We start from the raw sequence: 20,984 nt of genomic DNA, 5'->3' as shown, positions 1-20,984 counted from the left end.
CAATATGCTTTTGTGTGGAATCGATGTCGGTACATCGTCTATTAAAGTTAGTGTAGTTGACGCTGCAAACCAACAATTAATTTATTCTACTTCCTATCCGGAAAGCGAAAATGAAATATCTAGCCCGGCACCAGGTTTTGCTGAACAGGAACCTGAACATTGGTGGCATTGTGTCCAACAAGCGATTCTAAAAGCCAATGCAAGTAGGACATATGATTCAAAAGATATTGCTGCTATCGGGATTTCCTATCAAATGCATGGCCTTGTCGTATTGGATGATCAGAATCAAGTTGTTCGTCCTTCGATTATTTGGTGTGATTCAAGGGCGGTAGAACTAGGACAAACAGCGTATCAAGGAATCGGTGAGAACTATTGCCAACAAAATTTATTGAATTCGCCCGGAAACTTTACCGCTGCAAAATTAGCATGGGTAAAAGAGAATGAGCCTAAATTATATGCACGAATTAAGCAGGTGATGTTGCCTGGGGATTTTATTGCGGGTCGATTAACTCATCAATTTACAACTACCCCATCAGCCTTGTCAGAAGGTATATTTTGGGATTTTAACGCTAAAAAACCGTCCAAGCCTTTGTTAGAATATTTTGGTTTTGATGAAACATTGTTACCCCTGATTCAAGATGTGTTTACAAACCATGGTACAATTGATTCGAAGGTAGCGGATACGCTTGGCCTAAATAATCAAGTACAAGTAACCTATAAAGCAGGTGATCAACCGAACAATGCCTTTTCATTGGGCGTACTTTCTCCGGGTGATATAGCTACCACTGCAGGAACTTCTGGTGTGGTTTATGGGGTAAGTTCAGAATTAAAATATGATTCAAATAACCGAGTTAATTCATTTGCTCACGTTAATCATAATAGTCAGCAAACGCGCATCGGCGTTTTAATGTGTATTAATGGAACAGGTATTCTTAACCGCTGGGTTCGTCAAACAATTTGTCCAGAACTTAGCTACCGAGAAATGAATCATTTGGCCTCTGAGACTGCAATTGGAGCTAAGGGTTTATTATGTATTCCGTTTGGAAATGGGGCTGAACGTATTTTTCAAAATAGACAGATTGGCGCAAGTTTCGAAAATCTAGATTTTAATCGACATAATCGTCCAGAGATAATTCGTTCTGCACAGGAAGGGATTGCTTTTTCGATGGCTTATGGAATTGAGATGTTGGCAGATGCGGGTATTCAACCTTCCCGACTGAAAGCGGGATTTGCAAACATGTATCTAAGTGAAGTGTTTAGTCAAACTATTGTTAATGCAGCTAATGTATCTGTTGATTTATTAGAATCAGATGGAGCATTTGGGGCAGCTCTTGGCGCAGGGCTTGGCTTAAATTATTATAAGAATGAGCAAGAATCAGTCGCTAAAATAAAACATATTAAAACGATTAACCCTATTTCTTCTGAGATAGAATCGACGAAAGAGGCTTATTTACGTTGGAAAGAGTTGGTCAATAAAAAGGTCTAAAAAAGGGAAAGCCTCTCAATTGCTTGAGAGGCTTGTACCCAGAGCCGGAGTCGAACCGGCACGGGCTTGCACCCACGGGTGTTTGAGACCAGCGCGTCTACCAATTCCGCCATCTGGGCAATTGAATCAAACCAATTGGCTCAATTGCCTTGCAAAAGTAGTGTTAAATTCATGATTTAGCAAGTACGAAATAATTATTTTCTTAACTATTCGTATCGTAAAGCTTCAACTGGATCCATCTTGGAAGCTTTAAAAGCTGGGTAAATTCCTGAGAATAAGCCAACTAACACACAGATAATTATTCCGACAGTCATCCACAGCCAAGGTATAATAAAACTTGCATTTCCTGAACTAATCCCTTGGGCAATTAAATTACCGATAGGTATAGCTAGGATAATACCTCCTACTCCACCTAATAAACAAATGACAATCGCTTCAATTAGGAACTGTTGTAGTATTCTTCCAGGCGTTGCGCCCAAAGATTTTCGAATTCCAATTTCACGTGTACGCTCCGTAACCGAAACCATCATGATGTTCATTAGTGCTATGGCTGCACCTAATAAGGTTATAAATCCAATCACAAATCCACCTAATTGAAGACTCGAAGTAATATTTTCAAAACTTTTCGCAATCGAGTCAGATCGATCAATGGAAAATGAATCATCCATACCAATCGGATCCATCCGTACTTTACGCATCACTCCTCTCGCCTCTTCCATAAAATCATCGAGGTTTTTCACCTTAGTCGATGATGTGGTTATATCAAAAGTTAAATTTCGACCGACAGCCATTTTCCGACCCGTTTCTAGAGGGACCATGATCACGCGATCGTCGCCCCCTCCCATCATATTACCCTTCTTAGCTAATACTCCAATAACTATTAGCTTAATGCCACTGACAATGATCTCTTTATTTAATGGATTCGTCTTTTCAAAAAGTTGGTCAATTACATCGACGCCCAAAAAACAAACATTGATTGCATTGGTAAACTCATTGGAAGAAAAATTTCGACCTTCCGCAATTTTATACCCTTTTAATTCAACGAAATTATCATCTATACCGAGTAATCGAACATTCGGATTGGTTTTCTTGCTTTCATATTTAGCAATCGCATTATTCGTTACATTCGTCTTTAAGGAAACTTTCCCTTTAGAACTAAATAAAGCTTTATAGCGACTCGCTTGACGGAAATCTATATTCTTAAATCGCTTTTCGCGTTGTCCCTCTCTTCTAACTTGCATAGCTGGACGATTGCGAATATCAAATGAATTAGCACCTAAACCTGAGAAACTATTGTCTACTGAACTTTGAATCCCATCAATAGCTGTTAAAATACCCACCAGGGAGGTAATACCTAATGAAATGATAAGCGCAGTTAAAACGGTTCTTAGGAGATTTCCCTTAATCGATCGTAAACCTTCGGCAATATTTTCTTTGATATTCATAGAGCTAAATACTTACTGCAAGGTATTAGGAAATTTTAGTTTTATAAAACCAGTGGTATTTCTATTTAGCCACTAATCACATTATTTAAGTTTCCTTAAATAGTAATCCTCCCCTTTGACAATGATATGCTCGCGTAGCGTTGTATCTGTACCAAGTCTTAAATCGGTTGGAAGTGGATTAATAACACGCTTGCTAAAGAATAAATATTGAGCATCTTTGGGAATCGGTTGGAGGCCTTTTTCAAATGGATTAATTGGAATTAATTTCCGACCGAATTTTTCACCCCAGAGCGGATATTCGTAATCATCATTAATCGTTCCGAGAGCTACAATAGCATTCTGAGGTACGATACTGTCAAATTTTTCATAAGCACGTGTGATATCAGGTCGCGAAATTGTCAAAATTTGGATGCGGTTTTTATTCCATATTGTGGGAATTCCCTTCGTCGAAAATAGCGCCGATCTACCGTGAAAAGCAATCGTGCACCACGCCGATAGGATAACAATGACGAAAACAGGAATTACGCGCTTATACGTATTCGCCATAACTATTCTTTCAAAATATAATGTTGAAATAGGAATTAAGAATATGATGGAGCTTATCATATACCTACCCTTCCAAGGATCATAAGCTGCCGTAAAGGCAAGTGCACTGAAATGCATTAAAAATCCGAGTAGAAAAAGATAATAGACAAGTGGCTTCTTACGGGTTAATAAGAAAATGAAGGAAGGAACGAAAATTAATAAAAATATACTCCCATATATGGGTGTACCATTGTAAAAATCAAATTGTCGCGTAAAGTTAAATGGTACGATGGTAAATGTTTGAACACTTTCTAATCCCCAATTAAATTGGGTATCTAAATAGCGAAATAATGAATTTATCTTTTCTTGACCAGATTCTATAAAGCTAATATTTCGTAAACCGTCAAAATTTAACAAATCGAAAAAATATCGAGCCATATTCTTCGAACCATGTACTACTAAATTAGATAATGTACCTGCGCGTTCAATAGATTGATGTTTTGTTGCGGTTACGGGGCCGATCGGATGTCCATAGTGTACTATATTGGCCAAATACCCCGTTGGCATACTGACAAGTATAATAAAGAGGGAACTGTATAGGAAATGTTTCAAATGTTTAAACTGAATTGCTATATAATTCTTATAAACTACATAAACGAATAGAATAAGTAAACTTGGAACGACAAAAACGAAAGTTATTTTGTGACTAAATGCGATAGATAGTGCGAAAGTGAAAATGTAAATGTAATAAACCTGTTTACTTCTTAGATAACGGAATAAAAAGTAAAGTCCACTCACAAAGTATGCGGCCAATACAATATCTGTATCCGTAGTCGTGGATTGAATTAATACGATAGGTGTAAATAAAATTAGGCAGGAACTTAAAAGTCTCACTTTAAACTCAACCCTCAACTGCTTTAAAATGGCATAGCTGCCAACAAATAACATCCAGTAGGCAGAAAAATTAGGAAGCTTAAAAAAGTGTTCATTAAAGCCCGTCATTAAAAAGGGATAAAATTGAACAGAAGAGAAACTTTTCGGATAGGTATCAATGTTCCAATTAGTTCCTATAAAATGGCTTGTACTATGGTTTTGATTGAAATATAGAATTCGGTTTAAATGACCAGTCATACTATCCCATTCGTTCGGGGGAAGATAGAAAAAGAGAAATAACTGTGTTACTACAATGACAGAGATACCGATAAATATACAAGCAAATAGAAATTTTTCAGATTTACGCTGCTGCTTATAAACTTCATGAATTTGCTGAATACTTAAACCAACAAGTTTAAAAGAGGAATGATGTTCTAAACTAGGAAGAGCTACAATATTTTTAAAAAAAAGGTAAATGAGAAAGGAAACAAAGAAAGGGATAATCGACCAGGCTATGGCACTATGCCAATAATTTACAAAGGATACTAAATAACCACTTAGTATTATACTACCCGCTTGCACAATAAATCCAGTGATTAAAAATTCATCAAAGTTTTTATTGGAAATTTTTGACGCAATGCGATAATTAAATAGAATAAAAGAGATAAATACGATGTAAAGCATATGGACTCTTTAAACAACGGAGTTAATGATTTGAGAGATTCTTAAAACATCTTCCAAAGAGATTTCCGCAGATAACGGAAGACAAACTATTCTTCTCGCAATATCTTCGGCTATTGGGCAACTTTGATACTCTAAATACGGTAATTCATTCAATGCTGGGTAAAAGTATCGTCTGGGATATATGTCTTGACCATTCAACGTAAGAATGACCTTTTCTAATTGTGCTTCCGAATCAAAAATTACGGGAAAATAACTGAAATTTCGAGTATTTGATTGATTCCAATTAATTCGAGTAACTCTTGAATCTAAATTAGACTCATAAATTTCGGATACTAGTTTACGATGAGCTTGAATCTCATGGATATGATTTAAGTTAATCAAACCCATAGCGGCATGAAATTCCGAATTCTTACCATTGATACCCGCTGCAAAGTAATGATCACCTTTATGGCCAAAACTTCTGATACCGCGTATTTTTTCAGCCAAATCAGCATCCTGTGTCATGACGGCTCCCCCCTCAATGGTGTGAAATATTTTGGTCGCATGAAAACTGCATGTGGATACATCTCCAAAAGAAAAGATAGATTTTCCAGCATGCTTAACTCCAAATGCATGGGCGCCATCATAAATTAGCGGGATTCCTTTGTCTTTTGCCCATGCTTCTTGGGAAACTAAATCACCTGAGTTACCGTATACATGTGTAGTTAAGACACCTTGAATGTTTTGATTCCAAACCTTCTCTAATTCGGGCACTTCACATGTTAAAGATTTCAATGAAATATCAGCAAAAACAGGGTTACATTGTTCCCAAATTAAGGAGGTTGTTGTCGCGCAATAGGAGAATGGAGTGGTAATCACTTCACCCTTCAATTCAAGGGCTTTTATAGCTAATTGTAATGCAATGGTACCATTACTTACATACAAGAAATTATCTACTTCTAGATACTCGGCTAATTTACGCTCCAATTCCAATACCAAAGGGCCATCATTTGTTAATTGGCCATTTGCCCATATCTGTTCAAGCAAAGAAACATATTCTTTGATGTCGGGTAAATAAGATTTGGTTACGTGAAGCATTATAAATCGCTTGTTTCTTGTTGCATGTAAATTGGAAAATTAGGTCTTACATAGCCTGGCCATTTCCCATACCATGTTGTATTTTCTCGATAATCTGCTATTTCAAATTCAAATAATTCATCAAAATTAACCAAAACAATACTTGAATTTTTCACCACCATAATGGATAAAAAATAGGATCCATCATTTAAAAAATGTCCTGGAATTTCCACATTCGTGGAAATAATACCTTTGTTGTATTTTTTGGGTTGATTACCTATGTTGAAAATACATTCCCCTGTACTCGCATATAAATGTATACTCACGTTAAGGTCAACATCATCGAGCGTATTCCAAAACTCAAAGTTTAATTGAAATGCATCATTTACGGTCCAATAATCTAAGCCAGAAGCTAATTGTGGTTTTATTTCAGCATATTTTAAGCGTATTAACTCATTACCTAAGCCTGCAGAAAACCGATCGGCCGAAAACTTCATTTTCTTTGACTGAACCTCAGACATGTAATTCTTTAAAACCTGAGCTGTTTCACCCATCTGTTTAACTGTACCACGCTCTAAATGCAATGTTTTATTACATAAATTGGATACCGCAGTAAGGTTATGACTAACAAATAAAATGGTCTTGTCATTTGCTGCCACCTCTTTCATTTTTCCAAGAGACTTTTTTTGAAAATCAGCATCACCAACGGCTAAAACTTCATCTACAATTAAAATTTCTGGATTTAGATGGGCTGATATTGCAAAGCCTAAACGAACATACATACCCGAAGAATACCTCTTAACGGGTGTATCCAAAAAGTTAGAAATTTGTGGCCCAGCAAATTCAACTATTTCATCAAATTGAGCTGAGATTTCACGCTTACTCATTCCTAAAATAGCACCGTTTAAGTAGATATTATCTCTTCCCGATAGTTCAGGGTGAAATCCAGTACCTACCTCCAATAAGCTAGCCACTTTACCTTTTACATGGATGCTTCCTGAAGTTGGATTTGTAATCTTACTTAAGATCTTCAAAAGCGTTGATTTACCAGCTCCGTTATTACCTATAATACCAAGCTTATCCCCTTTCTGTATCGAAAATGAAACATCATTTAGGGCATAATAATCTTTGGCTTTATCTTTCTTTTTAAATAAGGATTTTAACCCATTTCGTAAAGAAACAGGCTCTGTCATCTGATTGAGATTATACTTTTTTGTGATATTATTTACCTCTACAATATTCATAACACCTTATAAATAATCAACAAACGAACTTTCCTTCTCAGTAAAGATAAAAATCCCCGTAAAAAATACGATAAAACAACAAGTAACTGATAAAAACACAAAATCCCAAGATTGAAGTACGTAGTTCGGAATCAACAAGGTCCTCGCATATTCAACGAGTCCTACTAGGGGATTTAGAAAAGCATACACATTAAACCAAGAAGAAATTTGTAATGATTTGGCTGTGTAAACAATTGGACTAACAAAAAATCCATATTGAACAATTAATGGGATTAATTGCAAAAAGTCACGGTATTTAATTGAAAAGGAGCAAAAAATTAAGCCTAACCCAATACTAAATAAAAGTAATAGCAAGATTACTAGAGGTAATAACAAAATACTTAGTGGAATCGTGTGTAACAAACTGATACATAGGCCAAGATAAACGATAAAGCCTATTAAAAAATCAAAGAGTGATACGGCTATGGAAGAAAATGCTATGATTAATCTTGGAAAATATACTTTCGAAACTAAATTATGGTTAGCAAGAATTGAATTGCTTACTGCCTGAAATGTATTGGCAAAAAGATTCCAGAAGAGTACACCTGAAAAAATAACTAATTGAATAGGAAAGCCTGAAATATCACTAATTTTTGCCACATTCTTGAACGCAAACAAAAAAACGAGCATTGTTAAGACGGGACGAATGATCGCCCAAATTATCCCTAAATAGGTTTGTTTGTAACGGATAGAAATATCACGTTTGGCTAAAATATATAATAGTTCTCGTTCATGAACTATTTCTGAAAACAACTTTGAATATAAGTTCATCAATGTTGTTGTTAATAATTAATACGATACAAAAAGCGTAAATACGCCAAAAAGCAACCAAGTAGAAAGCCTAATAAGGTTCCAATTAGCATAATTTTACCCCATTTATAAGGCAACACAAAAATAGGCAACTCAGAATCCTCGATAATGGTAAGAAGCGGTGCTTCTTTGACCAACGAAAATTTCAAATTATCATAATTACGTAAAGCTTCAAAATACATGGCTTGCAATTGACTCGAATTCATTTGTAAACGCTCAGCGATTATTCTTGCCCGTTGAAAAATAATTTGTTGGTTTTGATCATTATAATTTGCCAATTTCCCCTGTGTATAATACAAGGCCGAACGCAGCGAATCTACTCGTTTGTCCATTAATACTAATAATTCTTTTGACTTCTTCGTTTTAGAATTAATGTAATAATCGGTAATGGTTTTCAAATACAATTGTGCCCAAATATGAGTTAGTGTATCGTCTCTTGTCTCCACACTCAGTGTCTGAAAACTTGCTTTCGGGTTATCTAAATAAATATCTGTGTTATCATTTAAATAGAGGGAAATTGTATTGATTATATTTTTGTCTTGAACGTCTATGGAATCTAAATTCCCAGTTTTAAAACGATGCTTGAAGAAATCCTCTGGTAAATCATTCCATTCATGATTTTGTAAATCAGAACGTTTTAAAAATACGTTACCAAAATAATCGACTTTATTCCCAACCTTAACCTTCGTCAATATAGCTTGCCGGTAGATATTTTTGGTTCTTAATAATTCTTTAAAATTCTCTCCACTAAACATTGAACTACCCGAATTTAATCCGCCAAAACCCAAGGAAGCAGCGATATCTCCTAATCCTCCGGACCCATTTTCGGTTTCTAGATTAAAGACAATTTTAGTCTTTTTTAAACTGTTCGTATTTCGATAAATTTCTACACCCAACCCTATCAGAAAACCTAAAATGGTCGTTATGATGATGAATTTTTTATTCTTTTTGACAAATGGAATAAAACCCATCAATTTGACCAATACAGTAGAAAGTGTAAACTGTTCGTTATTCTCTTCTTTCATCTTAATGCTTATTGGGCCGTTGCCTTAATCAATGTAATGATACCAATTATACTTGTTACTGTTCCAGTTAATACAGAAACGACCGAAACGATTTGTTGGCTTGTATTTCCAGACTTAATCTTCTTCGGTACGATAATTTCTGAACCTCTTTCCACACGTGGATAAAATTTCATAAATAAGAAATTACGTGTTCTTTTAACCGAACCATTGGAATATATTACATAGACCCGCTTTCTGGCTGAACTTGATGTAAATCCCCCTGCGCTTGAAATATAGCTACCCAATGATTTTGATTCTGTATATTTAACGTTGTTGGGATATAAAATCTCCCCCGTAATCTTTACCGTTTGCGGTTCTCTAGGGATATTTATTACATCACCATTTATAATTTGAATATCATCAGGTCCTCCCGGTTGAGCTAAAGCAGCAACCAAATTAATACCAATGGTTTCATGGTTCGTTCCAGAATTTTCCGATGCATTGTTTACGACAATACCATTGAAATTATCATTGATATCCTTCAACTGATTTTTCTTTATTTCCGATTCAGATTCAGATAACTCTGTTTTTCTAATAAGCTTGGCGCCTTCGGGATATGCTTGTTTATTTAAGCCTCCCGCACGTTTAATCAAATCAGATAAACGATCATCTTTCTTTTCTAATCCATATACGCCCGGGTATAATACTTGACCTTGTAGCGTGATAAATTGTTGTAACTCATAATTAGGTGATGATCGAACAAATACTTCATCAAATGGACTAAGTTCGAATTTGGACGCACTTTCATCAACAATTAAATTTTTAGAAATGGAAAACTTGTAGACTTCAGCTATTTGTGAACTTGAGAAATCTTGATTATCCCCTATTTCATTCTTTTTTCGACGAACGACTTCAACAAAACCGGTAGATGCGGATTCCCGTAAACCACCTGCTTTGACGATTAAATCTTCTACCGTCATATTACTTTCAAAAGGAATGGTAATTTTAACCTGACGATTTAATAAAACATTACTTTCATTATTCGACTTCAGCTTATCCGAAATTTCACTCGATTCTGTATTCTTTGGCTTTTCAATATCCTGACTAACTAAATTGTTGTTATTCTTATCATCTTTGGCCTTCTTTTTGTTTAAATCTTCCCTGATGCCATTAATTTCTCCGTGAATGGTGACTGTATAAGCTTCTCTCAATTCAGTGATTGAAAAGACACGAATTCGGTCTTCTCGTTCTAGTGGAATATCAGTTGCCTTACCATTAAATATATCTGCTAGGTTAACGGAAATATTAGAAGGTGTAAAATCCTTGTTCATGCGATTAATTGTCACACGAGTTAAAAATGCATTTTCTTTGACACCCCCTGCTTTTTTAATCAAACTAGAAAGAGTCAATTTTTGATCCAAAGAAAAAATACCTGGTCGGAATACTTCCCCCTCTAAAGTCACACGATTTTCATAGCGGTTTTCAGTAATAGCTTCGGCTAAAATTATATCTCCATCGGCTGGAAAAAACGAATTAGCAATTGAATAATTGATATCAATCAATTTACGCTCTGTTTTGGTAATTCGTTCAACTTTCAATAAATCCTTGTAAGCATTTTCAAGGAAACCACCCGCATAATTTTCAAATATTGTAGCAAGGCTTTCTGATGGTAATGGCTCAAAAAAGGCACTTCTTTTAACTCTACCCTTGATTTCAATTCTAGATTTATATAATCCAATTTTAATGATGTCTTGATCACGAACCGTAATATCACTTTTACTAAAGCCTTGCGTGATAAATTCATACAAGTCTAGATGTGCTATAATTTTATTATTTCGAACTAACTGAACATCACGGAATGAACCATTTTCAGTAGGCCCACCAGCCAAGTACAAGACATTCATTACCTTGGAAAGCGAGGGAACGGAATAAGTTCCTGGAAATTGAACCTCTCCTACTACGGAAACCTGAATGGTACGTATATTTCCCAAGGAAATACTCGCATATAAACCATTGATATCCGTACGTCCTTTAAATTTCTTTAATCCAATATAAATGCTTGATAATTTGTAAATTAATCTATTTTGAGCTTCCTCAATGGTTAATCCAGCTACGTAAACATTTCCAATTTTATTTACTTTCACATATCCATCTGCATTCACTGTCAGATTGTAGTGTTCTTCTGAATACCCATTAATATCTACAATTAATTCATCATCTGGACCTAAAACATAATTTTTCGGGGTGGCTATTTTAAGATTTGGTTCAAATACGCCTGCTTTTTTATTAAAAATCGAAAAGCCAAATATCTTATTCTGTAAAGCAATTTTAACCTTTTTAATGGAATCCTCTTCTGTGTTATTGGTATTAAAATCTTGAGCTTGTCGAGCGGCAACCAAGCTATCCATTTCACTTTTTTGCCCTTTTGTATTAATCACTTCACGTTTCAATACTTTAGACGACCCGATTGGTTTATTTGAAGGACCCGCTTGGTTCATGGGACCCGTGGGAATATAAGAGGATGGTACTTGAAATTGAGATAATACACTTTGTGTGCCAAGTAACCAGATAAGTAGCGTAACAAAATAAATTCTCTTTGTCATAAAGAAATTCTTTTAAAGGGATACAAAATAAGTCAAAAAAGAGCACATTTCCACTTAATTTTATATTTAGATAGAATGAATGTAATTTATTTATTCTTTGGTATTTTTGTTTATTAAAAAGTAAGACATGACATCAGAACCGATTTATAACGACGACAGTATACGATCTCTTGATTGGAAGGAGCATATTCGTTTGCGCCCTGGTATGTATATCGGAAAATTGGGAGATGGTTCATCAGTCGATGATGGTATTTATGTGTTGGTTAAAGAAATCATGGATAACTCCATCGATGAACACATGATGGGAAATGGAAAACAAATCGATGTTAAGATTTCAGATCAAAAGGTAGAAGTACGTGACTATGGTCGTGGTATTCCACTCGGAAAAGTTATTGATTGTGTTTCAAAAATTAATACGGGTGGTAAATACGATTCTGGAGCTTTCCAAAAGTCTGTGGGATTAAATGGGGTCGGTACCAAAGCGACCAACGCTCTTTCAAATTACTTTAAGGTTCAATCTTACCGAGACGGTCAGACCAAGTGGGCGGAATTCAGTAAGGGTGAATTAATTAATGAATCTAAAGGTACTGAACCTTCCTCAGGCAAAAGTGGTACATTTATTTGTTTTGAGCCCGATAATACTGTTTTTAAAAACTACCATTTCATTCCTCAATTCCTCGATAGCTTATTTTGGAATTATGCATTTTTGAATGCTGGTTTAACCATTAATTTTAATGGAGAGAAATATTTTTCTCAAAACGGACTTTTAGATTTATTATCTAAAAAAACAAACGCAGAGGAAAATCGCTACCCAATCATTCACTTGAAGGGCAGCGACATCGAACTAGCCATAACACATAATAATCAGTACGGCGAAGAATACTATTCATTTGTCAATGGTCAAAATACAACCCAAGGAGGAACACATCTGGCCGCTTTTCGTGAGGCAATTGTACGAACAGTTCGAGAATTCTTCAAGAAGGATTTTGATCCTTCAGATGTACGCGCAAGTATTGTTGGGGCAATTGCTATTCGTGTTCAAGAACCTGTATTTGAATCACAAACAAAGACTAAATTAGGGTCCACAAATATTTCACCTGACTCCTCCTCTCCTTCTATTCGAACATTTGTTGGAGATTTTGTAAAAACAGAATTAGATAATTATTTACATCAAAATCCCTCCGTTGCCGATTCTTTATTGAAACGTATTTTACAATCGGAAAGGGAGCGAAAAGATATTGCTGGAATTAAGAAGTTAGCCAACGAGCGTGCTAAAAAAGCGAATCTGCACAATAAAAAGTTGCGCGATTGTCGGGTACACCTAACCGACGAGAAGGCTGAGTCCCGTCAAGAGACCATCTTATTTATCACAGAGGGGGATTCTGCCAGTGGAAGTATCACCAAGTCCCGTGATGTGCAAACGCAAGCTGTATTTAGTTTGCGCGGAAAACCGCTCAATAGTTTTGGACTCACAAAGAAAATCGTTTACGAGAACGAGGAATTTAATTTATTGCAGCATGCGTTAGATATAGAAGATAGTTTAGACAATTTGCGTTACAATAAAATCGTCATCGCTACCGATGCAGACGTGGATGGTATGCATATTCGACTTCTTATTTTGACATTCTTTTTACAATTCTTTCCCGATGTCGTACGGAATGGACACCTTTATATTCTAGAGACTCCTTTATTCCGTGTACGGAATAAAAAGGAAACGATCTATTGTTATTCCGATGAGGAGCGTAGAAATGCGATAGAAAAATTGGGTCCTAAGCCAGAGATTACCCGATTTAAAGGTCTAGGTGAAATTTCACCCGAGGAATTTGGAGAATTTATCGGTGAAAACATCAAATTGGAACCCGTAATTCTTGAAAAAGATTTTACCATACCTCAATTATTGACGTATTACATGGGGAAAAATACACCAGAACGTCAAAAATTTATCATCGAAAACTTAGTGATTGAAAAAGATCTTGAAGAGGTCTTATTATCCTAATCATTCAATTCAACTAGTTGAACTAATTCATGATAGGCCTTCATTAATTGAAGGCCTTTTGTTATTTCCATACCCTTCTTCGCTATTCTTGTCCCCTCATCTATTTGATCTAATTGATAATGGATTTCAGCCAATACATAATAACTTGGATGGTAATCAGGAAAGCGTTGAATGAGCAGTTGAAGTGATGCTATGCAAGCAACCCAATCCGATTCACGACGGTCTTCCAAAGCCAACAGATAGTAATTAAGCGGGTTTTCAGGTTGATTTTCTATTTCTTTTAAAATTATTTCCCTCCTATTCATTGTCATAATAAAGAAATTTAGTATGCTTGCATAACAAATAAATGCCTTATGAAAATATTAGTCTGTATTTCTGTTGTTCCAGACACAACATCAAAGATAGGTTTAAGTTCCAATAATTTTGTAAATCTGGAGGGCTTAACCTTAATTACGGGTCCTTATGAGGATTATGCTTTGTCGAGAGCCATTGAAATTAAAGAAGCCTCATCAGAAAATGTCGAGATTGTAATTTTCCACGTGGGACTTGAAAGTTCGGAGACTATTATCCGGAAATGTTTAGCTTTGGGAGCTGATTCAGCCGTGCGTGTGCACTCTCATGCAAATGATGCATTTCAGGTAGCCCAAGAAATTGCCAATTATGTTAAAGCTAATCCATTTGATTTAATTCTAATGGGTAAAGAATCGATTGATTACAATACAGGACAAGTTCATCAGTTTACAGCATCTCTTTTAGGTTGGCAAAATTTCAATCCAGTCATGGGTTTAGAAGTGAACGGTGCTACAGTTCAAATCAAAGTAGAGACAATTCAAGGTTACGCAAATATAAGTGCTAACCTGCCCTTAGTTTTAGGATGTCAAGAGCCAATAGCGGAATGGAAAATTCCATCTATGAGAGGAATCATGGCAGCCCGAACAAAAGAAATTCAAGTTCTACCCTCAACGTCCCAACCAAGTTTTAAGTATTCGAATGACGAAGTGAATGAACAAAATCGTAAAGGAATTATGTTCACTCGAGAAAACTTAAATCAATTAGTCGAAATCATCAAAAAAGAATCTAAGTCATGATCAATATAGCCGCTTTTATAGACATCAAAGACAATAAATTGAGTGCAAGATCTGCTCAATTACTGTTATTGATTCAAGACATGCTAAGAAGTAATCCTGAGGTTAAATCTATTAATCTGTTTACAACGGATGGTGTGAGTACCTTGGATATACCAACTATTCAGGGAGCAAATTTAACCTCCATTCATGGTTTATCTGACGCCGGCATATTTTCATCGGCCCAAATGCAAACAATTTTGGCTACTTTATCGAGCCATCAAATCAATTGCGTTATTGGATATAAGAATTTAGTGACTGATCAAGTTTTTCCGGCATATTGTGCGAAAACGAGTTTGCCTCTCTTAGGTCAGGTTATTAATTTAAAATTAGCTGAAAACGACATTGAAATACGACAAAGCATTTTTAGTGGAAAGGCATCAACATTGGTCAAGGTAACTTATGCTAGTGTCCTCAGTTTCAATAATGCTTTTGAATTTGGTATTCTTCAAGGAGATCAAATTACCTTGCATGCTAATCAATTAAAGCTAGAAGCAAACGATAATTATCAAATTAAGGATTTACATAAAGCGTCTGCAGGTATGAATTTAGCTGATGCAACCTATGTAGTAGGCGCCGGAAGGGGCTTAAAAGATCCAAGTAATTGGAATATAATAGAAGATTTAGCAGCCAAAATAGGCGCGGCAACAGCTTGTTCAAAACCTGTCTCAGATATAGATTGGCGTCCACATAGTGAGCACGTAGGTCAAACTGGAATTAAAATAGCTCCTAAATTATATATAGCTTGTGGTATTTCCGGTGCGATTCAACATTTGGCAGGTGTAAATGGATCTAAAACAATTATTGTAATAAATAACGATCCTGAAGCTCCCTTTTTTAAATATGCCGATTATGGAATTGTTGGCGATGTATTCGATGTAGTTCCTGAACTCATAAAAAATCTATAAATTCAAGCCTTAAAGGCTACACTTTCCTTATCTTTGTATTTTAAATAAATACTTTGGGAGAGTTAGTTCAGTTACAAGTTATTTCGTTAAGCCCAAGTGCTGCTGGTGCCTCATCTTACATTCTATTTTTGCAAGCTGAGACAAGTAGCCACTTGGGTTTTCCTATGGTAATCGGAATAAATGAAGCCCAGGCTATTTCGATGTTTATGGAAGATATCATTCCTGCAAGACCACTGACACATGATTTATTTGCAAACTACATCAAAGCATCCGGAGGAAATATCTCTTATGTAGAGATAACATCATTTACAGATGGTGTGTTTTATGCCAAAATATTCGCTTCAAATGGAGATTATATTTTTGAAGTAGATGCTCGCCCCTCCGATTCAATAGCCTTAGCTCTGAGATTACATATACCTATATTCATTAAACAGGCGCTACTTAATGACATTGCAATTCCTTTGGAACACCTCAGTTCTGATGAAGACGAATCAGCAGAACTTGATTATCCATTGAATGAAACATCACCAGAGGAGATTATTGCTGCATTAGAAGAATCCTTGTCGAAAGCCCTAGCAGAAGAGAATTATGAGGAAGCGGCTAAATTAAGAGATCAATTAAATCAATTAACTAAATAATATGCGGTACACGAAAGGGAAAGCTCAAGCCTCCAATCAAATCATCGTTATTTCAATTGCTTGTTTATCAGTTGTCATTTCTTTACTGTTTCAGCTTTTAAGTGGAGCTTATAGTTGGGGTGAGAATTTACAATCACAAATGAAAATATATGTTTATTTAGATGATAGTTTAAATACCTCCCAAATCGATTCAACAGTCCAAATAATTAAAGCTAAAAAGGAGGTAATTCAGAATTCAATTAAGTTGGTCGATAAGCAAAATATTGCCAAAGATTTTTTAAGTACAACACATGAAAACTACGAGGAATTGTTGGGTGATGTGAATCCCTTCAAGAATCTTGTAATTTTAGACATCAAGCCTGCTTATCGTAACAAAAAAGATTTTGAAAATTTAGCCAGGGAGTTACGTGCTTCACCAGCAATTTATGAAGTAAGCTACCCAATTAATTACCTCGAATTAATCATCCCTAAAATCAAAGTTATTACGTCTACAGCTTTGGTATTTATACTTTTGATTTCAGTATTAGTCTACCTTCAAATTAGCAATTATACTAAGTTACATATACATGCTAATCGAAATTTAATAAAGTCGATGCAGTTATTAGGTTCAACTAATGGATTTATTAAAAAGCCCTATCTGTTAAAATCTGTTATTTTAGGGATTTCAGGGGCTTTATTGGGATTTTTACTTACAAATATGTTTTATTTTTATTTAAATAATCAGTTACCCGAACTAGCTAGTTATTTATTTGAAGTATATAATCAGCTAACTATTCTAGTCGGCACAATCGTTATTTCTACTTTATTCAGTTCATTAAGTACATTATTGACGCTTAACAAGTATTTAAAAATTTCAGCATCCAATCTTTATTAATTATGAATAAGAATTCTTCTAAGCCAGCCTTCCCATTAGATGCTAAAAGCATTGCAATTTTAATTAGTGGTTTTGTGGTAATGTTCATCGGATTTATCATTATGAATCTCGATCAGGAAGCTTTTGGTTTCGGATTTTTAGGTTTGACATTAGGACCTATTTTGGTTTTATTGGGTGTCATCATTCCCATATTCTCCTTATTTAGAGCTAGAAAATAATGATAGATTATTTACAAGCAATAATTCTTGGCTTGGTGGAAGGTCTAACAGAATTCTTACCAGTATCTTCTACAGCCCATTTAATTATAAGTGAATATATTTTAAATCTTCATTCAGATAATTTTTTAAATTTCCTGACTGTATTTATTCAATTAGGGGCAATATCTGCAGTAACTATTTTATATTTTAAAAGACTTACATCAAGTATACAAGTATACCTTCTAGTCACACTTTCATTTATACCGGCTGTTATCTTTGGTGTTTTATTGGATGACTTTTTAGAATCACTTTTTGAAGGTTATGCCTTTATAGCTATCTCTTGGCTTTTGGGTGGAGTTATTTTGGTTCGAATCGATTATTGGTTACAAAACAAAAATGTTAAAGCGAAAGACCTTTCTCAAATGACCCATATACAAGCATTTAAAGTCGGTTTATATCAATGCTTAGCAATGATTCCAGGCGTTTCTAGGTCCGGAGCAAGTATCGTAGGAGGTCGTCTTGTTGGTTTGAGCCATCAAGCCGCTGTCGAGTATTCGTTTTTATTGGGTATACCTACCATTTTGGGTGCAAGCGCTAAAAAGATTTTAGATTATCGATCAGAAATTCCTACATTTCTGGATGCTGCACATCTACCAATGCTAGCTGTTTCCTTTTTAGTTAGTTTTATCGTTGCGCTTCTAACGATACGCTTTATGGTATCCATAGTCAATAAATACGGTTTTAAATATTTTGGTTATTATAGAATACTCGTTGGATTAGCGCTAGGAATACATTTATGGTTGAAATAGAGGAAGATAGAGTTGATAATCAGTTCTACTTAATAGACAAGCCCTTAACCTGGACTTCTTTTGATGTAGTTCGTAAGATGAAAAATCTAGGTCGATTTAAAAAAATTGGGCATGCGGGTACTTTGGATCCATTGGCGACTGGTCTTCTGATTATTTGCGTAGGAAAGCACACTAAAAAAATTGAATATTTTCAGAGTTTGCCTAAAACCTATACCGGAACATTGGTATTCGGAAAAACGACACCTTCTATAGATTTAGAAACAGATTTCGATGGGGAATACCCAATCGATCATATTTCATCTGATTTAATTACTCAAATGATTGAAGCTAAATTTATAGGTGAAATAAAACAGCTCCCTCCTATTTATTCAGCAATTAAATTAGATGGCCAGCGATTATATAAACACGCTCGAAATGGTCTAAAAGAAGACGAATTAAATATTAAACTACGGGAGGCAACGATCTACCAATTTCAAATAAACACCACTAATTTCCCTGAAGTTGATTTTGAAATACAATGTTCAAAAGGGACATACATAAGAAGTATTGTTAGGGATATTGGTCAAGAATTAAAATCAGGAGCGTATTTGAAGAAGTTAGTTCGAACAAAAATTGGGGATTATTCGTTAGTAAGTGCACAAAACTTAGAACATTTCAACAGAGAGCAATATGAAGTTTTATCATAGTCTAGAAGATATAAACTTAGATAATTCTCCAAGTGTTTTGACGGTTGGAATGTTTGACGGCGTTCACTTAGGTCATTTATCGGTTCTGCAAAAAGTGATTCAATTAAGTAAGGAAAGTAATATACCTTCGATTGTATTAACTTTTTCGAATCATCCCTCGAGCTATTTTCAACCAACGAATTTAGTTGGTCAAATTTCTAATTTAGACGAAAAAATTAATCTATTAGAGTCATTGGGTATCGATATAGTCATTGCATTACCATTTGATTCGTATATGGCAAGTTTGAGTGCTCAAAGCTTTGCTGAAAATATTTTAATTGACAAGTTGAATGTCCGCGAAATAGTATTCGGCTACGACAACCATTTTGGTCACAACAGAGAGGGATCGAAGGAATTTATTGATAAAAGATTCCCTAGTATCAACACTCATCGTGTTGAGGAGACTAAAATCGACAATGAAATTGTCAGTAGCTCTTTAATTAAAAGTTATATTCAGAAAGGTGACGTAGAAAAGGCTAATCAATTATTAAATTATACTTATTCGTTGCAAGGAACGGTGATTAAAGGGGACCAGTTGGGACGAACAATTGGATTTCCTACCGCTAATATTAATATGCAAACATATAAATTGATCCCTCCTATCGGAGTTTACTTTACACGTTCGTATGTAGATAATCAAATTTTGTATGGTATGACAAATATTGGAGTTAGGCCTACTGTTACAAAGAGCGAAGAATTACGCATAGAAACTCATCTACTTAATTTTGATCAAGATATTTACGGCCAAACACTTCGCGTAGAATTCATCAATAGAATGCGTAATGAACAAAAGTTTGATTCCTTCGCAGCTTTAGTTAATCAATTAGAGAAGGATAAATCAGAAGCTCAGAATTTGTTAGCAAAGATTCATGTAACTCCCTAAAAATTTGATTTCATCAGCTTTACTGGTAAGAATATCAAGAATATGATCATCTAGCTTATTCCCTTCAATATCGATAAAAAACCAAAATTTAAAGTCATTCTTATCTTTTTGTGGACGAGATTCTATTTTCAGTAAGTTGATATTTTTATCTTCAAACTCCTTCAACAACCTTAGTAAGGTTCCGGGTTTATCATCATTTTTCAGCTTTACAGCTAAAGTTGTTTTATCACGGTTTGTTTTCTTGAGGTTTTCAACTTTTGAAATAATAATAAAGCGGGTTTGATTACTATCGTTATCCTGAATATTATCAAACAAAATAGGTACCTGGTAAATTTTGGCTGCTATATGAGAACACAATGCAGCTGTTCCTACATTTTCGGAGGCTAATTTAGCCGCTTTGGATGTGGAATCTACCTGAACGTAAAAATCATCTGATTTGCTAGAAAAATAGTCCTGCGTAAAGCCTTGACATTGATTAAAGGCTATATCTTTCGAATAAATCTTTGTTATTGCATTGATGTCGTGTTCCTTGGTTGCTAAACAAAAATTTACAGGAATGATTATTTCAGAAATGATAAATAATGACTTTTCATTAAGTAGGTCTAACGTTTCCTTGACCATACCCTCTTGATTATTTTCAATAGGAACGATACCATATTTGGCGCGACCAGAATCAACCGAATCAAATATTGATTTTATCGATGGAAGTGAAATGTAATCGGCAACTGCACCGAAACGTGATTCGGCTGCCTGGTGAGTAAAGCTACCCTCAGGACCTAAAAAACTGATAATTTCAGGTAACTCTAAGTTCCGAGATACACCAAAAATTTCCAAAAATATGGCTTCTATGGCTGCTTTTCTTAATCTCCCAGTAGGTTGAGAAGATAATCTGTCAATAATTTCTTTCTCTCTATCTGGATGATAAATTAAACTATTATTAGCTCTTTTTAAGTTGCCTACCTCATCTACTACGTCCATACGTTGGACAAGTAACTTTAAAATTGAATCATCAATTTCATCAATTTCCTTCCGTAAGTCACTTAAATTCTTCATGTACTCCT

19 protein-coding genes and 1 tRNA gene are annotated in these 20,984 nt (G+C 35.1%); 10 read left to right on the top strand and 10 right to left on the bottom strand.

Annotated features, from left to right (window positions below; translation table 11 throughout):
• Positions 1-4: 4 nt before the first annotated feature.
• Positions 5-1,486, top strand: coding sequence for a xylulokinase (locus ACMH5P_RS01930; RefSeq protein WP_459492623.1), 1,482 nt, complete (start codon positions 5-7; stop codon positions 1,484-1,486).
• Between the two features lie 35 nt (positions 1,487-1,521).
• Here ACMH5P_RS01930 and ACMH5P_RS01925 read toward each other — a convergent pair.
• The 8 genes from ACMH5P_RS01925 to ACMH5P_RS01890 form a co-directional block, all read right to left on the bottom strand.
• Positions 1,522-1,605, bottom strand: a tRNA-Leu gene (locus ACMH5P_RS01925).
• An 87-nt stretch (positions 1,606-1,692) separates the two neighbouring features.
• The gene (locus tag ACMH5P_RS01920) at positions 1,693-2,931 is read right to left on the bottom strand and encodes an ABC transporter permease (RefSeq protein WP_459492622.1); all 1,239 of its coding nucleotides are present in this window, start codon (positions 2,929-2,931) and stop codon (positions 1,693-1,695) included.
• A gap of 81 nt (positions 2,932-3,012) precedes the next feature.
• Entirely contained in the window at positions 3,013-5,013 is a 2,001-nt protein-coding gene (locus ACMH5P_RS01915; RefSeq protein ID WP_459492621.1) for an ArnT family glycosyltransferase, read from the bottom strand.
• Between the two features lie 9 nt (positions 5,014-5,022).
• The gene (locus tag ACMH5P_RS01910) at positions 5,023-6,090 is read right to left on the bottom strand and encodes a DegT/DnrJ/EryC1/StrS family aminotransferase (RefSeq protein ID WP_459492620.1); all 1,068 of its coding nucleotides are present in this window, start codon (positions 6,088-6,090) and stop codon (positions 5,023-5,025) included.
• Positions 6,090-7,313 (bottom strand): ABC transporter ATP-binding protein, encoded by a 1,224-nt coding sequence (locus tag ACMH5P_RS01905; protein WP_459492619.1) that lies wholly within the window; start codon positions 7,311-7,313, stop codon positions 6,090-6,092. The genes ACMH5P_RS01910 and ACMH5P_RS01905 overlap by 1 nt, the downstream gene beginning before the upstream one ends.
• A 6-nt stretch (positions 7,314-7,319) precedes the next feature.
• Positions 7,320-8,123, bottom strand: a complete 804-nt coding sequence (locus ACMH5P_RS01900) for an ABC transporter permease (protein WP_459492618.1) — start codon at positions 8,121-8,123, stop codon at positions 7,320-7,322.
• Between the two features lie 11 nt (positions 8,124-8,134).
• On the bottom strand, positions 8,135-9,187 hold the full coding sequence (locus tag ACMH5P_RS01895) for a hypothetical protein (protein WP_459492617.1): 1,053 nt from the start codon (positions 9,185-9,187) through the stop codon (positions 8,135-8,137).
• An 8-nt stretch (positions 9,188-9,195) separates the two neighbouring features.
• On the bottom strand, positions 9,196-11,769 hold the full coding sequence (locus ACMH5P_RS01890) for an SLBB domain-containing protein (protein WP_459492616.1): 2,574 nt from the start codon (positions 11,767-11,769) through the stop codon (positions 9,196-9,198).
• A 127-nt stretch (positions 11,770-11,896) separates the two neighbouring features.
• Between ACMH5P_RS01890 and ACMH5P_RS01885 the strand changes: the two genes are divergently transcribed.
• Entirely contained in the window at positions 11,897-13,765 is a 1,869-nt protein-coding gene (locus ACMH5P_RS01885; protein ID WP_459492615.1) for a DNA topoisomerase IV subunit B, read from the top strand.
• Here ACMH5P_RS01885 and ACMH5P_RS01880 read toward each other — a convergent pair.
• Positions 13,762-14,076 carry a hypothetical protein gene (locus ACMH5P_RS01880; RefSeq protein WP_459492614.1) on the bottom strand — a complete coding sequence of 105 codons (315 nt, stop codon included), beginning with the start codon at positions 14,074-14,076 and terminating at the stop codon, positions 13,762-13,764. The two genes, ACMH5P_RS01885 and ACMH5P_RS01880, sit on opposite strands and share 4 nt — an antisense overlap.
• Before the next feature lie 42 nt (positions 14,077-14,118).
• On the opposite strand from ACMH5P_RS01880, the gene ACMH5P_RS01875 reads away from it, so the two are divergent.
• Genes ACMH5P_RS01875 through ACMH5P_RS01840 form a run of 8 tightly spaced genes read left to right on the top strand, consistent with a single transcriptional unit; the run spans position 14,119 to position 19,923 of the window.
• Complete coding sequence (locus tag ACMH5P_RS01875) at positions 14,119-14,853, top strand: electron transfer flavoprotein subunit beta/FixA family protein (RefSeq protein ID WP_459492613.1); 735 nt, start codon at positions 14,119-14,121, stop codon at positions 14,851-14,853.
• Positions 14,850-15,797: an electron transfer flavoprotein subunit alpha/FixB family protein gene (locus tag ACMH5P_RS01870; protein ID WP_459492612.1), complete on the top strand. Its 948-nt coding sequence runs from the start codon at positions 14,850-14,852 to the stop codon at positions 15,795-15,797. The genes ACMH5P_RS01875 and ACMH5P_RS01870 overlap by 4 nt, the downstream gene beginning before the upstream one ends.
• A gap of 53 nt (positions 15,798-15,850) precedes the next feature.
• A complete protein-coding gene (locus ACMH5P_RS01865; RefSeq protein ID WP_459492611.1) occupies positions 15,851-16,435 on the top strand; it encodes a bifunctional nuclease family protein in 585 nt (194 codons plus the stop codon).
• A gap of 1 nt (position 16,436) precedes the next feature.
• Positions 16,437-17,309, top strand: coding sequence for a cell division protein FtsX (locus ACMH5P_RS01860; RefSeq protein ID WP_459492610.1), 873 nt, complete (start codon positions 16,437-16,439; stop codon positions 17,307-17,309).
• 2 nt (positions 17,310-17,311) lie between these two features.
• Entirely contained in the window at positions 17,312-17,527 is a 216-nt protein-coding gene (locus ACMH5P_RS01855) for a DUF3098 domain-containing protein (protein WP_459492609.1), read from the top strand.
• Positions 17,527-18,315: an undecaprenyl-diphosphate phosphatase gene (locus ACMH5P_RS01850; RefSeq protein WP_459492608.1), complete on the top strand. Its 789-nt coding sequence runs from the start codon at positions 17,527-17,529 to the stop codon at positions 18,313-18,315. Before ACMH5P_RS01855 ends, ACMH5P_RS01850 begins: the two co-directional genes overlap by 1 nt.
• Complete coding sequence (gene truB, locus ACMH5P_RS01845) at positions 18,303-19,001, top strand: tRNA pseudouridine(55) synthase TruB (protein ID WP_459492607.1); 699 nt, start codon at positions 18,303-18,305, stop codon at positions 18,999-19,001. Before ACMH5P_RS01850 ends, truB begins: the two co-directional genes overlap by 13 nt.
• Positions 18,985-19,923 (top strand): bifunctional riboflavin kinase/FAD synthetase, encoded by a 939-nt coding sequence (locus ACMH5P_RS01840; RefSeq protein ID WP_459492606.1) that lies wholly within the window; start codon positions 18,985-18,987, stop codon positions 19,921-19,923. Before truB ends, ACMH5P_RS01840 begins: the two co-directional genes overlap by 17 nt.
• Here ACMH5P_RS01840 and pheA read toward each other — a convergent pair.
• On the bottom strand, positions 19,897-20,976 hold the full coding sequence (pheA, locus tag ACMH5P_RS01835; RefSeq protein ID WP_459492605.1) for a prephenate dehydratase: 1,080 nt from the start codon (positions 20,974-20,976) through the stop codon (positions 19,897-19,899). The two genes, ACMH5P_RS01840 and pheA, sit on opposite strands and share 27 nt — an antisense overlap.
• Between the last annotated feature and the right edge of the window lie 8 nt (positions 20,977-20,984).

Source organism: Aquirufa sp. 5-AUSEE-100C1, assembly GCF_054558655.1.
The sequence above is the reverse complement of the archived record's forward strand: the minus strand, read 5'-3'. Positions and strand labels throughout refer to the sequence as shown.